Below are 16,359 nucleotides of genomic sequence, written 5' to 3' on the forward strand. Positions count from 1 at the left end.
TCTCGCGCGAACGCGGTCATCCCGCGGCCGCTTTGCAGCTGGGAAAATCGGTATAACCTTTCTCGCCATCACGCGTGTAAAAGTCCGACCGCGCGGCTTCAGCCAACGGCCAGTCATGCCTGAAGCGCTCGACCAGATCCGGGTTCGCGATGTAGGGACGGCCAAACGCAATCAGATCCACCAGGCCGCTATCCAGTGCGGTCTGCGCCGTCACTCCGTCAAATCCGCCGCACCAGATCAGGCTGCCTTTGAAGCTCTCCCGCACCTTGCACATCAGTGCATCACTGAGGTGTGGCTGATCAAAGTTGCCATCCTGGGCGTTACCCGAGGGCATCAATTGGTAAACGAAGTGCAGGTAGGCAATGCCGCGGCGGCTCAGCTCGCCGCACAGATACAGCAGCGTTTCTTCGACCCGCGGATCAGCCGGCATGCTGCCGTATCGGCCGAAAGGCGATAGCCGCACGCCCACCCTGCCCGCGCCAAGAATACGTATCGCGGCGTCCACTACCTCGAGGAGCAGCCGGGTGCGATTCTGCGGAGATTGGCCGCCATACTGATCAGTGCGCGTATTCAACACCGAATTCATGAACTGATCGAACAGATACCCGTTGGCGCCATGGATCTCCACGCCATCGAACCCCGCGTGCAACGCGTTGCTGAACGCCGTGGCAAACTCCTCCATCACCACCGCGGCCTCGGCGGTCTCGATCTGGCGCGGCGTACTGGCGCGAAGGAAACTGAGCCTGCCGCTGGCATCGTGGATAAACACATCCGACTCGCTCGCGCGCTCGGCGGTCGCGCCCCAGGGCGCCTCGCCATGAGGCAACATCGAGGTATGCGCCAGGCGGCCGACATGCCATGTCTGGAGGAAAATGGTCCCGCCATGCCGGTGGACGTCGTCGGTGACCAGGCGCCATCCCTGCACCTGCTCTTCCGTGTAAATGCCCGGCGTCCACGCGTATCCTTTCGTGTGCAGGGATACGTCGGTTGCCTCAGAGATGATCAAGCCCGCACCCGCCCGCTGGCCGTAATAAGTCGCCATCAAGGCGTTGGGCACATCGCCCGGTGACGTCCGGGTCCGGGTCATCGGCGCCATCACGGCGCGGTTTCTCAGCACAATCTGATCGCCCAGCGCGTGGCTTTCGAACAACGTAGTCATCAGCGGTTCCTCGAGAAGAAGATCGAATGCGCGTACGTTAGACCGCTTGAATTGCGCCATCTACACACCCATTGGTGGGCATCATGAGCATCCTCAAACGCCTTCCCGGATTACCCATCGAGCGCGCGCTCGGCGTCATCTCCGGACGCTGGAAAGCCGTCATCATCCACGTGCTGTTGAGCGGTCCCAAGCGCACCTGCGAACTGGAAAAGCAAATCCCCTCGCTGACTCAGAAGGTGCTGATCCAGCAGTTGCGCGCACTGGAAGAACACGGCCTGGTCTATCGCAAGGTAGGCGCCGATGACACACGTTGCGTCGACTATGGACTGACGCCGCTGGGCATGAGCCTCGAACCACTGATCGTGCAATTGCAGCAGTGGGGTGAACATCATGCTGAAGAGCTGGGCGACACCAACCGCCTGCTGCCCTGCGAAGCCGTGGTCCGCCCGATCACACGGAAGGTAAAGAAATGAATTCGCAGGAACCACGGTCAGGACACTCGCGCCGCTGACCAGCGAAGATCCAGCAGCACAATGCCACGGGACCTTCTTGCCTCGCCAACACACCGGTTGAAGGCGAAGCTACTTCCGCCCTTGGCGTGGCGACAGCATTGACCGGCATCCTACGGCCTGGCCGGAATAACCCCGAGGTTGGCCATCCATGCCTCTGCCAGCGCGGTCCAACGGGTGATCGGTTTCGGTGTGGGCCGCACGCCAAAAGCATGGCCGCCTTCGGCGTACAGGTGCATTTCCGCCGGAATGCCGGCCTGCTGGAGCGCGACGTAATAAGTCACCGATTGGCGCACATCGTCGACGGGATCATTGCCGGCCTGCACGATGAACGTCGGCGGACAATGAGCATCGATCTTCACGTCGGGCCTCAGCGTGATGCTCTTGCCGTTCCACAGATGGCCTGGATAGAGCGCCATGGCGAAATCGGCGCGCACGCTCTGCTTGTCCGCGTCATCGACCGGTTTGTAACTGAGCGCAGGGTGATTGCTCACGTCGGCCACCATGCGACCGCCGGCGGAGAAGCCGATGACGCCGACCTTGTGCGGGTCCACACCAAGACTGACCGCGCGCTGGCGCAGCAGGGCGATGGCGCGCTGCGCATCCTGCAGGGCCATGGGCACGGCGGGCTTCTTCGCACAGTTGCACTCGTCGTTGTAGTACGGGCCGGAGCCCGGCACGCGGTATTTCAGTAGCACGCAGGTGATGCCGCGCGAGGTGAGCCAGTCGCAGATCTCGGTGCCTTCCAGATCGATCGCAAGGACGCGATAGCCACCGCCCGGAAACACCACCACAGCCGCGCCAGTGTTTTTCCCTTTGGCCGGATAGATGGTCATGGTCGGACGCGACACGTGCCCGACGACGGTCACCGGCAGGCCGGCGAGGGGTTGCGTACTGGTGCCGACGTCCTCTTCACCCGGCATGGAAGGCGGCGCAATCTTCAGGCCGTCCGGCCACAACGGCAGCTGTTCGGCCGGCGGTTCCGGTTGCCAGGGCCGCACCTGCCGATTCAACAGGTCGGGGCTACCGGTGGTCGCCAACGCCGTACCCGCGCAGAGCCACAGCGCGGCCGTCAGGCCTATCCATGCATGCTTGAACATATCGCCCCACCTTTCAGTCCATGTGTCGTGGATGGAACGCGGGGCGTCAAACGCCGCCGCAGACGGTGCAGCGTGCGCGGCCGCTGGGGCGTGCGTATTGCATAGTTCTGGCGATTCGCTGACCGGATACGCCACTGGCGGACAACAGTCTCGCCATCGCGATCACCGATTGGCTAGACGTTGCTTTCCGCCGCTCCGGCCTGCTTTCGCCAGCGCGCCGGGGTCATGCCCATGTGCAATTTGAAGGCCCGCTGGAAGGCGGCTTCGGACTGGTATCCCACGGCTTCCGCGATCGCTCCGGTGGAGACCGCCGTCGTTCGCAGCTCATTCGCCGACAGCGTCATCCGGATGTCGGTCAGTAGATCGCTGGCGGACATGCCGAGCTTTTCCTGGAACAGCCGGACGAAGGTCGCTCGCGACATGTTGCACTTCTGTGCAAGGAGCGGAAGCGTCCACGAATGGCCGGGATGGTGAAACATGGCATCCAGCGCCGGGGCAAGGCGCGGGTATCCGGCCAAAGCCAGCAATCCGGCGGGAGCTTCGCTCGACCCGCTGGCAAACCGCAGAGTCAGCGCAAACAAGGCCGTCGACAACGCGTCGAGCATGGCGCGTCCGCCCAGGAAATCGGCAGCGCTCTCCGCCTGCATGAGCGACATCAGGCTGTGCAGCGCCGCTCCGCTTTCCTGGTCGGCCGATGTTGCCGTGGCGACACTGGTGCGCACGACGAGCCGCGCCGGAAGATAGCGGCGCAAGAGCCGCGCATGTGGCGGCGACAGCACAAAACGTCCGCACAGCATGTCCAAGCGATTGCCCTTGCCCGCGTTCTGACTGAACACGAGGTTGGCTGCGACACGTTTCGTGGCTGGCTTGGCACGCGCGCCGCCGCCATCATTCAAGCTATGCGCTTCACCGTTGGCCAAGAGCAGGATGTCGCCCGCTTCCAGCACTTCCGGGCTCCCGCCATCAGGATCCTCCAATGAGGCCGAGCCACTCAGCACGATGTGGTAGGCCATCTCGCCGTTTGCGAAAGCCCCCTGGTCAATACGCCACGGCGCTCCGTATTGGCAGCGCAGATCAAGCTGCCCGCGCACCGGCGTCATTTCCAGCAATCGGCTCAGCCAATCGAGCGGTGAAGACATGGCCAACCTCCGTGGATACGTTTGAGTGCGCCAGAGCTCGCCGCACTGACGGTGCGATTGAGCTTGCTCGCGAATCGAAGCGATTTGCCGCGGTCAGCTCGCCCCAGCGGACGACCGAGGCGAGGCTGCCCGAAAATGATACTTTTGAGCATACTAACAAGACTATTTGATATTAATAAGCTCACAGCTCCTTCGTAAAGTAGGTTCGTCGCAGAGATCAACCCGAGCGGATGTGACGCCGCCTTCGTGGCCCGATTCGTACGACGCGACATCTACCAACCCATCGCACGAAGGAAAAAACCATGAACGCCCTCCTCCAGCTTCTCGCCAAATCCGGCCTGCTGAAGAAAGACCTCGACTACCACCTGCTTCGCGCGGCGATGGTCGTGATCTTCGCGTGGTTCGGATATGACAAATGGTTCCAGTCCGAGATCACGGCACTGGCGCCGCTGATCACGCACGGACCGCTCATTTTCTGGACGATCCCGGTGTTGGGTATTCACGGCACGGCCATCCTCCTCGGCACCGCCGAGTGGACTTTCGGTTCGCTGCTGTTGCTGGGCTTCTGGCACAAGAAGCTGGGCGTACTGGGCGCACTGGGCTCCATCGCCACCTTCATCTCCACGCTGACGATTCTTCCGTTCGTGCCCGATGGCTGGGATGCTGGCGCCGGCGGGTTTCCCGCGATGGCGATGAATGCAGCCTTCCTTTTGAAAGACCTCGTTTTGCTGGTGGTCTCGGTCTATCTTCTCAGGGAAGACGTGATCCGCGCATCGAACCTTCCACGCGAGGCTTGATGCAGCCAGCCCAGGATTGCGTCACGCAGATCGGGAGGCCATCAAGCCTCCCTTTTTGCATGGAACCTGTTAATTGGTTTGCGCGGCATGCATGCGGCGCACGCGCACCGTGGCGCCGCCGTCATAGGTCACCACATACGTGGAACCCTCATGCGTCTGATTTAGCACTTGCAGAGGATCGGTCTGGACGGCTTTTTCAAGGACATCTTTGTGATAGGCCGCCAATTCGCCGGTGGGAATCAGCATCAGCGGAGGGCTGATCTGCTGGAAGCTGGTGAAGTGGTTGCCGCATTTCGTCGTGGTGGCATCGTGTTTGAACCAGCCCTGGCCACAACTCTGGCCGGATACTTCGGGCAAGCGCTTCACCCAGATGAAGTACTTGTTCTCATGCGTGATCCATACGCGGTTATGTCTCGTATCGTTTCCTCCGATGTCGCTGGAGTTCCAATAGCGGACCAGCGAGGCCTCGTGACAATCCGTCGATGCGCACTCCTGCACGATCAGGTATTCATTGTCCTGCAGGTGGATCGGCTCGATGCTGAGGATGTCGCCTTTTACCAGCGGCTGCGCGGGAAACACCACCGATGGCATGCGCGGATCGACCTTGAAATCGCCAGAGATCAGATAGCCGCCAGACTCGGATGAATACGGCGGCGCCGTGACTTTGACGGCAGGCAACGTGGTTTGCGCCCTGGCGCAGAGACTTGTCGCCACCAGGACACCAGCGATCAGTACGTGTTTCACGGGACCTCCTATCCTTGAATGCATCGCTCTTCATCCCAGAAAACGTGAGCCAAATGGCGCATGCCGGCAAGCCGAGACATGGCGCCTCGCTCAGTCAGCCAAGCCATCACGCTCATTCTTGCGCAGGCGCGCGACCTCTTTCTTCAGCTCATCAATGGCCTGGTGCTGGCGATACAGCACCGCGCTCACGAAGAAGAAGCAAAGCGGCAGCCCGATGATGACGTTTGTCCACACGCCGATGCCGCCACGCGCGTTGTAGAAGACGGCCACGGCCACGGAAAAGGCACATAAAGCAGTGGACGCCCAACTTCCGGCGAGTTCCTGGCGAGTCATCGTCTTGCTCCGAATGGACGAATGGGAGTCATGCAAACCCATTACTTGGGACGTCCACCATGGGTCTGGAGTGGACGGATTGTCAAATCACCGGGAGCTATTGTGCACCCTGCCTGGAGCGATGCTCCAGCGCGATCGACCGCTAAAAATTGCGCCCCAATCTGCAAAACAAATCGACTCGCCCGATCCATCGTAATTTGTCGCGGCATCTGGGCTGATGGCTCATGTTTCAGCAAGGTGATTCCCGCGCTGCAAGCAGACGGCCGCGAAGTGATCGCGGTTCAATACGGTCCGGATTCGTACGAGGAGGATTTGGCTACGGTAGCGCGTAGGAATCGGCACCTATCGCCGAAATATCCGGAGACTGCCCCAAGCGGGCGGTCTCTGCCGCTTACCAATACATGCCGCTAGGTTCGACTGGACGCATCCGGTCGCAAGTAGATGATCAGGCAGCAACAGATCAGGGCCATCGCGACCAAGGGATGCCAGAGAGCGATCACGGCGGCCGCTACAAACGTGGTCAGCGTAGACAGTGATCGGATCTTCATCACCCGCCGATCCGCGGCAGTCACCTTATGGGCACCTTGCCGATCGATCGCCTCCCTGCACAGCATCACGTAGGTGGCATTGATCAGGGCGAATACGACGGCGTAGAACAATACCGGAACCGACGCCAGTCCTGACTCGGCGATCCACGCCGTCGTAAAGGGCACGAAGGACACACTGAACAGGTGTGCAAAGTTCGTCCACACCAACGAGCGCGAAGCCTCCGCGACGTATCGACACACATGGTGATGATTGACCCACACGATCGCCAGAAAGAGATAGCTCACCGCATAGGCGACACCTGAGGGCCAAAGCTTGCCCAGCGCTGCGAACGACGCCTCATGAGGCGGATGCAGTTCGAGCACCAGGATGGTGATGATGATGGCGAATACGCCATCGGAGAAGATCATCAGCCTTTCAGGACTCTTATCTGGAACAGTCATGACAGTCTCCTCTCGTCGCTCTCCACCGGGTCGAGTCGCTTCGGCATAGCCGACAATATCCTGCCGCCAACTCGGCCATCGGCAAGGCGATCAGCGAGATCGCCGCCTGCGCAGAAAACCGTCGACCGAGCATGGGCCGGCGCCGCCGATGCACAACGCAATCAGGCCCGCCAGGTAGAGCAGATCGGTTTCATACCCCGGCTGACCGAAATGCGCACCAGCGGCATCGTAGGACATCAGTTTGATCGAACTGAAACCATTGGGCAGGTGAACGGTGACGATGGCCACCAATAACACAATAGCCATCGGCAGCGCGGCAAGAGGAACGAAGGCACCACAGAGCACAAGCAAGCCGCCAACGACTTCGATGGCAATGGTCGCCCAGCCAAACACTTCGGCGAAAGGCATGCCAATCGCGTGGAGAATCGCGATAAAAGCCTCCGGCCCTCGGGCCAACTTGGCATAGCCGTGCTCGATGAAGCCGAACCCCACGATGAGTCGCAGCGGCAGTGCATACCAAGACGCAGCAACAGGCAGTGGCGACATGGAATATTTGCGCAGAAAACTAGTGATATCTGTCAAAGCAGGTTCCTCGATGCAAGGGGTCTGCCGCAGGACAATCGGGACCCCATGGTTCATTCGCCACCGAGCCCCCACGAGTTACCCGCAGGGACGAAAGGCGGCCACCTGATAAATCGGTCGCACAAGGTGATAGACGCCCAGATCATCAATGGCGGACGCGACTTGTAGCTCGCCTTGGGAATTGCCCCCGACACCATTTTTTCGGCAGCGACCTGCGGACTCCTCAAACTACGCTACTCAATGCCGTAATTCTTCACTTTCGAAAGAAGCCTTCGCCCGGGAAACTGCTGGAACGTCGCCAGTTTGCGGGAAGCTTCGGGGGATGACGACCTCCATTCCAACCAGGTCGCATGCGGGACAGACACTGCCCAGCGCACCGTCCGCCTGCCCGTTTCCGCAAGCGCAGTCCGCCCGATTCACTTAGCTGTGCGCTTTATCTATCGCTGATACGCCTATGGGTGCATTTGGTATGGCTCACCTGCCACAGGGGCATATCCCATTCACCAGCGAATCGCTGGTGTCGCCGGGTGCAGGCGCGACTGATGGAGACACTCTTTCCGCGGCCATCGAAGCGTCGCTTCCGCGGCGCCATGCTCAGCATGGGGCGGGCCCATGGTTGATGCTTGTCGCACTCCTGGCCGGCGGCCTGGCTCGTTCGGCCTCGGGCCAGACATGCCCTGCAGGCCCGGTCATCGTCAACGGCACCGTTTGCACGGCGACACCTGGCTCCATCATTACGCTCGCCGCGCCGACGGTGAATGCGTTGTATGCGATCAATACCGGCGGGCAGATCACCGCTGACGGTGTGACTGTGCGGCTAGGGGCCGTGAGAAACGCGAACGGACTTCGCGCCGAAGCGGGCGGCAAGATCAGCTTCAATAGCGGCGTGCTCTCCACGACAGGCACGGGCGCCAATGCGGCCGGACAACGAGGCCTGTATTCACTCGGCGCCGGCAGCCAGATCACAGGCACGGGCGCGTCCATCATCGTGGGGCCGGCCACGGGCAACTCCGACAGCAACATTGGCATTCTCGCCGACGGTGGCACGGTGACGCTCGCGTCATCGAGCGTCACGACACGCGGCGCCGGAGCCGTTGGCGGCAACGTGGGCTTGCAAGCGATCAATGCCGGAAGCATCAGTTTCACGGGCGGCAGCATCACCACCAGCTCCACCAACTCTGACGGCGTACTGGCGCAAAGCGGTGGCCAGGTAAGCTTGAGCGGCGGCACCGTGGTCCAGACATCAGGCCAGACGGTGCTCAATGCACCGCTCGGGAGTCACGCTCTTCAATCGACCGGGGCCAACAGCTCCATTCAAGGAACCGGCATCCAGATCGTGGCCTCGGGCCTGCGAAGCTATGGCGCCCTGGCCGAGCTGGGCGGAACACTGTCGCTCACCAGTTCCACCATCAACGCCACGGGCGCGGGCGCCACCGACACCAATCCTGCCGCCGCACTCAAAGTGACTGGCGGCAGTGAGCTGACCTTCGGCGGCATCGGCGGCGCCGTGATCACCAATGCCTCGCGCAACAATGGACTCGATGCGCGCGGAGCCAATGCGGTAGCACATATCTCCGATGCAACGATGACGATCAGCGGTACTCGCTCGCGAGGCTTGGCCGTGTTCGATGGCGCTGTCGTCGATGTGGCGCGGAGCACCATCACCGCCGATCAACTCGCCCTGCTTGGCGCGGAAATTTCGGGAACCGGTTCAAGCCTGACGCTCTCCGATTCAACGGTATCGACCACCAATGCCACTGCCTATGGCCTACGCACGACGCTGGGAGCTGCCGCAAACATAACCGGAGGCACCATCTCCACCCAGGGTGTCAATGCCGCCGGCGTGGTGGCGGGCAGTTCGACCATCACGGCGTCGGGACTCGTTGTCGTGACGAGCGGCAATGAGAACGCCATGGGCGTTCTGGCGGATCTGGGTGGAACGATCAACTTGACCAATGGATCGGTCACGACCACGGGCAACGCTGGCACGGGGGCGCGACTGGGAAGTTATCCTCACGCACTCACCGCCCGAAATCCCGGTGCCGTGCTGGTCAGCTCCGGCACCACCCTGCTCACGACCGGCACCGGTGGCATGGCCGCTGTCGCCGATGACGGCGGCAGCTTGTCGCTCACCAGCAACCACATCGAGACACGAGGCGATGTCTCGCTGGGCCTGTACTCCACCGTCGAGCAAGCGGGTAGCCAGTTCCCGGCATCCATCAACGGCTCGCAACTCACCATCGAAACCTTTGGCGCAAATGCTTATGGCGCCCAGGCGCAACGGCACTTTCTCGACGCGCCGGCCACCGTGACGCTCGATGGCACCTCGATCACAACGCACGGTGACTATGCCGCCGGACTGCGCGCCATTTCCGGGGGTACCGTGATCGCCAGTGGCAGCAACGTTGCCACGGGTGGCCTGGCGGCCCATGGCGCGGTGGCCAGAAGCGACCCGAGCTCCGTGACCTTGATCAACACGATCTTGGCACCGACTGGGGACCAAGCTCATGGCGCAGTGGCAGAAACCGGTGGCCATATCATCGGGGATCACGCCACGCTCAAGCCCACGGGAGGACTTTCTTCTGCTTTGTTCGCGGTCGGTGATGGCACGGGCGTGCCCACGGCATCGTTCACCGATAGCACGCTAACCAATGTCACCGGAGCGACGATCGGCATCGCAGGACCGGCCAACGTTTCGCTGGCGCGCACCAGTGTCTCGGGAAGCGGGTTGTGGCTGCATGTAGGGACGATCTCCGACTTCCCGCTGCTTGGAGCGCCCGAGCCGCCGATCAACATGCCGCCGATCGACCTGGATAATCCCGATGCTCCGATTCCCCCAGTCGCGTTTCTGGAGGTCAGTGCACCGGTAACTACGCCGGGTTTAGGCAATGTAGACGTCAGCGGCTCCACGCTTACCGGCGCCGCCGTCACCGAGCCAGGCAGTGTCTCGAACGTGACCTTGCGGGACAACACCGTATGGAACCTCACGGGCGACTCCAATCTCACGAACCTGGTAAACGACCCCAGCCAGATTCTCTTCTCCGCACCCATAGCCAACGTGTTCAAGACGCTCACCGTCGTGAACTATGTGGGTCAAGGGCAAAGCCTCATCGGGTTGAACACGGTAGTTGCCGGCGATGGATCACCCTCCGACAGGCTCGTCATAGATGGTGGCACCGCCACCGGCCAGTCGCTGCTCGCCATCGCCAATGCAGGTGGCCGGGGCGCCTTGACGACGGGCAACGGCATTCTGGTCGTCGACGCGATCAACAGCGGAACGACGATCGCAACGGCCTTCTCCCTTGCTCACGCCGTGGCGGCGGGTCCATTCCAATACACCTTGGCGCGTGGAAGCCGCGATGGGAGCAATGCCGAAGCCTGGTATCTCCGATCGTCGATCGATTGTGCTTCGGCTTCAGCGCCCGTGCCACCGTGTCCTTCACCGCCGGTGCCGCCAAATCCTCCCGCACCACCTTCGCCGCCCGGCCCTCCTGCACCGCCGGGGCCGCCCTTCCCGCCGGCACCGCCTCCCATCCCCAACTATCGCGCGGAGGTGTCGCTTGATGCAGCGCTGCCTGCATTGGCGCTGCGCTATGGCTGGGCCATGCTGGGCAATCTTCATGAACGTGTTGGCGAAGAAGAGCAATTGCGCAGCCGTAACGATCTGCGCGAAGACGACACGTTCAATGGCTCGTGGGCCCGCGTGATCGGTGAAAGCGGCGATGTAGACGGCGACCGTCGCGGCATCTATGGCAAGGGGCCCAGTTACGATTACGACATCCTTGCCTTGCAAGTGGGGCTCGATGTCTACGCGGAAGAGCACGATAACGGCCAGCGCGACCACAGCGGCTTGTATTTGGGATATGGCCGCATTACCAGCGACGTGACCAACTACAACGGCATCAAGGCCGGCCGCGATGAAGTGAAAGGACCGTCGCTTGGCCTGTATTGGAGCCACTTCTGGGACCAGGGCCAATATCTGGACGCCGTATGGCAAGGGACGTGGGCTAAAGCGACGTCTCGCTCGGTGGGTACGTTCGATCTGAATCACAGCGGCTTCGGCTGGGCGGGATCGCTTGAAGGCGGCTATCCATTCCACAAGGACACCCAGGTCTTCGAGCCTCAGGCGCAAGTCATTTACCAGACCATCAACAACGGCGATAGCCAGGATCCCGCTGCCTTGGTGCGCTATCGCAATATGGATTCGCTCGCTGCGCGCCTGGGCTTTCGCTGGGCCAACACCTGGACGCTGGAGCCTACGTCCGAAGGCATCCGCCGACTGTTCACGGGCTGGTTGCGCTTGAATCTCTGGCGCGAGTTCAAAGGCCAACCGATCACCGAGTTCTCATCAGCCGATGGATACGTGCCCTTCCACTCCAATATCAAAGGCACCTGGTGGCAACTCAACGGCGGGATGACCTGGCAGCTGGGTCGCAAGACATCGCTATACGCCAACCTGGGCTATCAGCGAGGCTTTGGCCGCAGCTTCGACGCATGGGACGGCAAGCTGGGGATGCGCTGGAACTGGTGAGCGTCCGGCGCAGGCACCGCCACGCAAGGTCACCCAAATGTCTGCAATGGATCGGAAGCCGACGCGACCGTGCTTGAGAATTCATTGCCCCGACGACTCCCCGCCAAACCGCGGTCGGCCGGGCGCAGGACCCGCGCCCCATCCATCTACTAATGATCTAGTTGACAATCGCGGAACGAGGCCTAGAATCTACTAACGTTATAGTAGATGGATGCGTCGCCATGAAGATCTCGCTCACCGACCGGGAAGCGGATGTGATGCAGGTGCTATGGGACCACGGCCCGTCGGTCGTTGCGGAGGTCCGCGAGCGACTGAGTGATCCCCTCGCCTATACCACCGTGCTCACGGTGCTTCGCACATTGGAAGCGAAAGGCTATGTAGGACACGAAGAGGAAGGACGCGGTCATCGCTACTTCGCCAGCGTGAAGCAGCAGGCGGCGCGCAAGAACGCCCTGCAGCATCTGACCGATAAACTGTTCAAGGGCTCGGCGGAATTGCTGTTCACACACCTGGTGTCCGACCAGAAGCTGAGCCCGGCGCAGATCAAACGCATGCGCCAATTGCTGGCCGCACAGTCCGACAAGGAGTAACCGCCATGCTCTCCATGATCGGATATGTACTGGTCGTTGGCGTACTCCTGAGCTTGGCGGCGCTGATCGCCGAACACGCAGCCAGGCAACGCCAGACATCAAAGCGCTGGATCTGGTTGATCACCATGATCGCGTCGTTGCTGTTGCCGGTGATCATCCCCAACGTCACGATCCAGATGCCAAGCCTGATCAAGCAGGCACGCGTCCAGGAACGGATCGTGCTGCGCGAGGCAACCTCAGTGCACCTCCCCATGGCAGTGCTCGATCACGGCATGCAGGATGCCAGGATCGCGCCCGATCGACTCGAGAGCTTGTTCCATGGGATCTGGCTGGCCACTTCAATGCTCGTTTTGGCTGGGTTGATACTCAGCGGCAGCCTGCTCTATTGGCGCAAGCGTTTGTGGTCGCGGGGAAACCTCCTGGGCACACCCGTTCTGATCGCCCCGGATGTAGGTCCTGCCGTCGTCGGCTTGCTTCGCCCCTGCATCGCCATACCAAGCTGGTTATTGCGCGAACCCGCCGCGCGGCAGCGATTTGTACTTGCACACGAGCAATCGCATCTGGACGCGGGCGATCCCCATGTGCTTTCCATCGCACTGTGTTTTCTGGTCGCCATGCCCTGGAACTTGCCGCTGTGGTGGCAATTCCATCGGCTCCGCCGCGCCATCGAAGTGGATTGCGACGCCCGCGTCCTCCGCGGCGGGTCGGCCGTGAAGGGTTACTGCGAAACGTTGATTCAAGTGGGACAGAACCAGTCCCGTTCCATAGGTGCCGTGGCTGCCATGTCGGAGTCCGGATCATTTCTCGAGCAAAGGATCAAAATCATGTTGCTTAAACCAGGGAAGCGGGCTCGCTTGTCCGCGCTGGCGATGATCGGTGCGGCAGCGGGTATGGCGGCATTCGCGGCGCAGGTGACTCCGCCCAATGCGGCCGATGCCTCGGCGCAGCAAACGGTGAATGTGAGTCCCGCCATTCTTGCCAACTATGTCGGTACCTATCGATTCGGCCCGTACTCGGTGATGACGGTGAAGCTGGAAGGTTCGCAGCTATCCACGCAACTTACCGGGCAACGATTTATTCCCATTTATCCGAGCAGCAATGTTGCGTTCTTCCTGAAAGTGGTCAATGCGCATCTGAATTTCGTGGTGAATGCGCAAGGCCAGAGCACCGCCATGGAGTTCTACCAGAACGGCCACCACGTCATGGCGCCCCGCATCGATGCGGCAACGGCCCAGGGCATTGAGACCGCACTCGGCGCACGCGTAAGCGCCCAGCAGCCCTATCCCGACAGCGAGCAGGTCTTGCAGATCCTGCTTGCCTATAATCCTGACGCCCCACGCCTGAGCCCAGATCTGGCTGCGCTCATGCGCGAACAGAAGCCGCGCGCCGATGCCTTCTTAGGCGGGCTTGGTCCGGTGACGTCCCACGAGTTTACTGGAGTCACGCCCCAGGGATGGGACAAGTACCTGGTTCGCCATCAGAATGGCACCGAGGAAATTGCCTTTGTGCTCGGCCCCAACGGAACCATCGACGGTGCGTTCCGCCGTCCGTGAGCCATCCTCCGCGGAGTGACAGCTCACCCGCGGATTGACTCAATTCCTCAGAACACCAGCCTCGCGCCGAACATCCACGTCCGGCCCGGGGCTGGTTCGTAATAGCGGCCATTGCCGTCATTGACGATCACCGACCCCACATACTGATGATCGGCGAGGTTGTTCACGCGGGCGCTCAGCTGCATGCGCGTCGCCTGCCCCAACGGGAAGCTGTAGGTTACGTCAACATCCGCGACGACATAGCCGGCCGCGCGCGCCGTGCCGAAGTCGTTGGCCGTCGTCGGTCCCGCAGCGGTAAGCGTGAGGCCCTGGCTCCAACGCGCGTCGCCGCTATGGCGCAGCAGCAAGGAGCCGTAGTCTTCTGGTACGCCCGGCATGCGGCTGCCTGCGCGCACGGGCACGTTCGGCGCGACACATGGCGTGGCGATGCAGGTCAGGAAGCCGCTGCGAAACTGTGCCTGCAGGTGCGTGTAGCCGGCGACCAGGTGCCAGGACGGCGCGAGTTCGCCGTCCATCGACAGCTCGACGCCCTGCCGCCTCGCCTCCGGCACATTGCGATAAGTGGTGCGCCCGTTGACGCTGGTATCGATGGCGAGTTCGTCGCGCGTATCGGCACGGAACAGCGCCGCATTGAAGGCGAGCGCTTGTGTCGCCTGCCACTTGGCGCCCAGCTCGACGTTGTGGCTGCGTGCGGGCCGAAGGTCGAGGGCAAGGCCCGGCGCGCCATCGCCGCGATAACCCAGCTCGTTGTAGCTGGGCGTTTCGAAGCCTTCGCCGTAGCTGGCGTAGAGCCGCAGGTCATCCCCTGGCCGCCATTGCAGGGCGACCACCGGCGTGGTGGCCGCGTAGTTCACGTGGCCACTGTCATCGGGATTGGACGATGTGACGTAGAAATCGTGCGCACTGAAGCGTACGTCATCACGCCGCAGTCCGAGCATCAACGCCCACGCGGGCGCGAAGTGCCAGTACCACTGCGCATACGCGTCCACGTTGTTGACGTTGTCGTCCTCATCGCGACGCACCGCACCTTTCACGCCCAGCCTGCCGCCCACGAAGTTTTCATAACCCAGGCGATGTTGCCGCTGGTAGTCGCCACCTCCCCCAAGGACGAATTCGTAATCGCCGCCCAGCCAGTCGCCTCGATGCGTCCAGCGCAGGTCCGCGCCGCCGTAGTGCGTGTCGGGCTGCACGACGCCGCCGGGCTGCAACGGATTCGCTTGTGTTGCCACGGGAATGGATTGGTACTGGGTGATCTCGCGCTGGCCGTAGTACACCATTGCGCGCCATTGGCCGTCGTCACCAGAAGGCCGTTCGTAGATCAGGCCCAACTGGTCCTGGCGAGTGCTCTTGCGCGTGTCGAACTGCTCCGCGGCAGGCGACGCCTGCCGCGGATCCGCCTGCAGCTGCGCCTTGGTGAGGCCCATCGGATCCTGCGCCACGGGTTGATCCAGGTGGTTCATCACCAGCGTGAGTGTCTGCCCCTGCCCTAGCTCGAAGCCGAGGCGCGCATGCGCCGTCTGGCGGTTGACGCGGCCATGGTCGCGGTAGCCGCCCGAGATGAACTGCGAAGCGGCAACGTTGTAATCCATGGCGCCGACGGTGCCGCGCGTATCGGCCAGATAGCGAAAGCTGTCATAGCTGCCGGCGTAGACGCCCAGCGTGGTCTGCGGCGTGGCTGTGCCCGGTGCGCTCCACAGCTGCACCACGCCACCCGCGGCGTTGCCGTAGAGCACAGAGAACGGGCCGCGTAACACCTCCACGCGATCGGCTACGTCAAAGTCGAAATGCGATACCTGCCCCTGGCCGTCCGGCAAGGTCGCAGGAATGCCGTCGACATAAAGGCGGATGCTGCGCACGCCAAAGGTGCTGCGCGAGCCGAAGCCGCGAATGGATATCTGCTCATCCTGCGCATAGTTCTGCCGGTCACGCGCCAGGATGCCCGGCACACCCACCAGCATCTCGGAAAGATTGACGCCAGGATTGCCGACCTCCGCGGGCGCCACCTTGACGACACTCAGCGCCGCGGGAATATCCAGCGGCGGCATATCGAGGCGACTGGCATTGACCTGCACCGCGGGCAGCGTCGCTTGCTGTGCACAGGCTACCCACGACCCACTCGCCATGCAGGCAGCGCCGATCATCAGGTAGACACGCCGCAACTGCATCGCCCCTCCCAAGGCATCGAAGGCAGCAGACTATCATCACGAAAGCATGTCGATGGATGCAAGTGACAAATATGTCATCCACGACATGCGCCACACGCCCTCGCGCTAGGGCATGCTTACGGCCTTGTCATGTCATCTGGACGTCCGTTTGACGCCTGTGACCTTTAC

Annotated in this window: 13 protein-coding genes; 5 read left to right on the plus strand and 8 right to left on the minus strand. The window is 61.9% G+C overall.

The features are described 5' to 3' along the window. Positions 1 to 16: 16 nt before the first annotated feature. Positions 17 to 1,159 carry an alkene reductase gene (locus AC1DMY_RS10950; protein WP_477164978.1) on the minus strand — a complete coding sequence of 381 codons (1,143 nt, stop codon included), beginning with the start codon at positions 1,157 to 1,159 and terminating at the stop codon, positions 17 to 19. An 83-nt stretch (positions 1,160 to 1,242) separates the two neighbouring features. Between AC1DMY_RS10950 and AC1DMY_RS10955 the strand changes: the two genes are divergently transcribed. Then, the gene (locus tag AC1DMY_RS10955; RefSeq protein WP_477164979.1) at positions 1,243 to 1,632 is read left to right on the plus strand and encodes a winged helix-turn-helix transcriptional regulator; all 390 of its coding nucleotides are present in this window, start codon (positions 1,243 to 1,245) and stop codon (positions 1,630 to 1,632) included. Between the two features lie 149 nt (positions 1,633 to 1,781). On the opposite strand, the gene AC1DMY_RS10960 is transcribed toward AC1DMY_RS10955, so the two are convergent. Both AC1DMY_RS10960 and AC1DMY_RS10965 read right to left on the minus strand, forming a co-directional pair. Continuing rightward, positions 1,782 to 2,744, minus strand: a complete 963-nt coding sequence (locus AC1DMY_RS10960) for an alpha/beta hydrolase (protein WP_477165016.1) — start codon at positions 2,742 to 2,744, stop codon at positions 1,782 to 1,784. A 197-nt stretch (positions 2,745 to 2,941) separates the two neighbouring features. Next, a complete protein-coding gene (locus AC1DMY_RS10965; protein WP_477164980.1) occupies positions 2,942 to 3,907 on the minus strand; it encodes an AraC family transcriptional regulator in 966 nt (321 codons plus the stop codon). A 302-nt stretch (positions 3,908 to 4,209) separates the two neighbouring features. On the opposite strand from AC1DMY_RS10965, the gene AC1DMY_RS10970 reads away from it, so the two are divergent. After that, entirely contained in the window at positions 4,210 to 4,704 is a 495-nt protein-coding gene (locus AC1DMY_RS10970) for a YkgB family protein (protein ID WP_477164981.1), read from the plus strand. Positions 4,705 to 4,773: 69 nt separating this feature from the next. Here AC1DMY_RS10970 and AC1DMY_RS10975 read toward each other — a convergent pair whose 3' ends face one another. The 4 genes from AC1DMY_RS10975 to AC1DMY_RS10990 all read right to left on the minus strand — a co-directional run bounded on the left by AC1DMY_RS10975 (position 4,774) and on the right by AC1DMY_RS10990 (position 7,409). Beyond that, complete coding sequence (locus AC1DMY_RS10975; protein ID WP_477164982.1) at positions 4,774 to 5,448, minus strand: hypothetical protein; 675 nt, start codon at positions 5,446 to 5,448, stop codon at positions 4,774 to 4,776. 90 nt (positions 5,449 to 5,538) lie between these two features. After that, entirely contained in the window at positions 5,539 to 5,781 is a 243-nt protein-coding gene (locus AC1DMY_RS10980) for a hypothetical protein (protein ID WP_477164983.1), read from the minus strand. A 407-nt stretch (positions 5,782 to 6,188) separates the two neighbouring features. After that, entirely contained in the window at positions 6,189 to 6,770 is a 582-nt protein-coding gene (locus tag AC1DMY_RS10985; RefSeq protein ID WP_477164984.1) for a TMEM175 family protein, read from the minus strand. A gap of 90 nt (positions 6,771 to 6,860) precedes the next feature. Continuing rightward, complete coding sequence (locus tag AC1DMY_RS10990; protein WP_477164985.1) at positions 6,861 to 7,409, minus strand: DoxX family protein; 549 nt, start codon at positions 7,407 to 7,409, stop codon at positions 6,861 to 6,863. Positions 7,410 to 7,971: 562 nt separating this feature from the next. Here AC1DMY_RS10990 and AC1DMY_RS10995 point away from each other — a divergent pair. The 3 genes from AC1DMY_RS10995 to AC1DMY_RS11005 all read left to right on the plus strand — a co-directional run bounded on the left by AC1DMY_RS10995 (position 7,972) and on the right by AC1DMY_RS11005 (position 14,026). Then, a complete protein-coding gene (locus AC1DMY_RS10995) occupies positions 7,972 to 11,883 on the plus strand; it encodes an autotransporter outer membrane beta-barrel domain-containing protein (protein ID WP_477164986.1) in 3,912 nt (1,303 codons plus the stop codon). A 221-nt stretch (positions 11,884 to 12,104) separates the two neighbouring features. Further along, a complete protein-coding gene (locus tag AC1DMY_RS11000; protein ID WP_477164987.1) occupies positions 12,105 to 12,473 on the plus strand; it encodes a BlaI/MecI/CopY family transcriptional regulator in 369 nt (122 codons plus the stop codon). Between the two features lie 5 nt (positions 12,474 to 12,478). Continuing rightward, on the plus strand, positions 12,479 to 14,026 hold the full coding sequence (locus AC1DMY_RS11005) for a M56 family metallopeptidase (RefSeq protein ID WP_477164988.1): 1,548 nt from the start codon (positions 12,479 to 12,481) through the stop codon (positions 14,024 to 14,026). A gap of 47 nt (positions 14,027 to 14,073) precedes the next feature. Here the strand turns inward: AC1DMY_RS11005 and AC1DMY_RS11010 are convergent, their stop codons facing one another. After that, complete coding sequence (locus AC1DMY_RS11010; protein WP_477164989.1) at positions 14,074 to 16,191, minus strand: TonB-dependent receptor family protein; 2,118 nt, start codon at positions 16,189 to 16,191, stop codon at positions 14,074 to 14,076. Positions 16,192 to 16,359 lie beyond the last annotated feature (168 nt).

This window comes from Dyella sp. 01L423, assembly GCF_056399945.1.